The organism is Autumnicola aciditolerans (assembly GCF_041679265.1).
Lineage (GTDB): Bacteria > Bacteroidota > Bacteroidia > Flavobacteriales > Flavobacteriaceae > Autumnicola.
Genome location: NZ_JBGFSM010000062.1, coordinates 1 through 2,042, shown reverse-complemented (window position 1 = coordinate 2,042; position 2,042 = coordinate 1). Strand labels below are relative to the sequence as shown.

The following is a 2,042-nucleotide window of genomic DNA, read 5'->3' as shown; positions in this document are numbered from 1 at the left end:
CAAAAGATTTGGCTTGTGAATAACCGAAAGGTAATTGCTTATTTACAGCCCTACTTCTTTTATACTTAACGTTGGCAAACATTTTAAACAAAGTTAAAACCTAAAAAAGATGAGTAAAAAAATTACATTAAAAAGCAATTTTTCAAATTTCAAAAAAGACTTTAAAGCTGATACAGGTCTTGATGCCGATCAAAACATTGAATTATATATTCAATATTATAATGCTCGGATTTCAGATTATAATCTTCAGATTAATATGGAAATAATGAATGACATTTACGGATTACTAAATAAATAAAAATATGACACTTCAAGATTTAAAAGAGAAAGTCGACAATTATAAAAACTCAATAGAAAAAGTTAGCCAGAATCGAGAATATTGGCAAAATCACACAAAACCTCTTTTAAAGGATACACTAGAAAAAATTAAAGAAACCTATCCCTTAGATTGGAATGTTCAAGTCTTAGATTGGACAAGTAATTCCGAAGGGGTAAATATTACTTTTGGAAAAAAGCCTTCAGGCATTTACGAACAAACAGAAACAAGTTCCAGACACTACGTAAAAAAAGGTGGTACTATTGTGTTTTCCCAAGCAGGTAATGGTGATGTTTTTATAATAATTCTATACCCTAGCATTGAAGAATTAGTTTCTGAAAAAGAACATAAAGTTTTAGGAAAGATTTCTCCAGAAAAGATTACAGAAGAATTAATTATTGAAAATGTTGGAGTTTTTCTTGATGAAATGGCTAAATGGGAAAATTCAAATGAACAGAATTCTCTAGGATATTTTAGAAAGGGATAAAACGTTTGCCAACAACGGCTCATCGCAAATAACGGGTACTTCAGAAAAATTATAATTTTAGAAACCAGGAAAAAAACAAATAAACCGACAACTCCGCATGCCTACTCCCGCAACTTGCGATAGCCGAGACCGTTGGGCACAAGAATTTCTTTAAAATTTTCGTTTTTTCAACTTGAGATTATGCGCTCACTCATGCTCAAAAATTATAAAAAAGCTCCTAGTATTTAATAAAAAATAAAAGCAAAACCTAGAAACGGACTCGCAAAAAAAATTCTCTCAAAACTTCCCCATAGCGCTAGCGGAAAATTACTTTACGCTGACTCATACTCAGCTGAAAAAAGAACGCCGATATTTAAACTTTTTGGGTATCAATTCCAGTGCCCAACATCGGTTAACAGCAAATAACGGGTGGTATGCTAAAAATTGTTATTTTAGAGAGCAGGTAAAAACAAACTAGCCGACAAGTCCGTGTCCCTATTCCCGTGACTTGCGTTAACCGTAGCCGTTGGGGGCAATTGAAAAATGACGAACTTCAAAGACTATAAAATCAGAATCGTTGACGCTCATAATTATCCCGGACAGTTTGTGGCGTCCATTGAGGAGTTCTACAATGTCATAGCTATTATTGACACCAAAGACAAAGCCGAGACTGCATTAAGACCACTGTTCGACAAGGAAATAAAACGACTTCAGGACGCCAACGAGACAATTCCACTTCCCGACTCTGGAAAAGCGAAGGTGACATTTGCAGCAGACGATAAAATTCAAGCTCTTCGACCGCTTGTTGACGACTTTTGGGACAAAATACTTGGGACATCCTACTCGACTTCCTTTGTTTCGGACAACAGCTACTTCAGAGACTGGGAGTTTCATCTACCGGACGGCAAAAAGGACATTATTGCAAAGGTCAAGACGGTTTACAACACCGACATTGAGCCAATCTACGACAGACCAATACACGAAATACTAAGGACAATAAAGAAAAACAATTCATTCATCGGACGACTGAAAAGAATAATAAAATAAAAACAACTGCCCCCAACATCGGCTATAGCAAATGCGGACTGACTACTTAAAAATGAAGATGTTACAACTAAATAACATTCGGTCTGGCGGACAAAGATTCAGTTTCAAAATCCCGCACTTGCCATAGCCCGGGCCGTTGCCACACATTTGAAAAAAACACTATACATATCATTTTTATTTATAGCAATAATTTTGACTTCTTGTCAAAACGAA

The 2,042-nt window shown here is 35.5% G+C and carries 3 protein-coding genes; all 3 read left to right on the top strand.

Annotated elements, in window-relative coordinates:
* Positions 1-109: 109 nt before the first annotated feature.
* The 3 genes from AB8M93_RS18740 (at position 110) to AB8M93_RS18730 (ending at position 1,829) form a co-directional block, all read left to right on the top strand.
* A complete protein-coding gene (locus tag AB8M93_RS18740; protein WP_373060520.1) occupies positions 110-298 on the top strand; it encodes a hypothetical protein in 189 nt (62 codons plus the stop codon).
* A 4-nt stretch (positions 299-302) separates the two neighbouring features.
* On the top strand, positions 303-803 hold the full coding sequence (locus AB8M93_RS18735) for a hypothetical protein (protein WP_373060518.1): 501 nt from the start codon (positions 303-305) through the stop codon (positions 801-803).
* A 522-nt stretch (positions 804-1,325) separates the two neighbouring features.
* The gene (locus AB8M93_RS18730; RefSeq protein WP_373060516.1) at positions 1,326-1,829 is read left to right on the top strand and encodes a hypothetical protein; all 504 of its coding nucleotides are present in this window, start codon (positions 1,326-1,328) and stop codon (positions 1,827-1,829) included.
* Positions 1,830-2,042 lie beyond the last annotated feature (213 nt).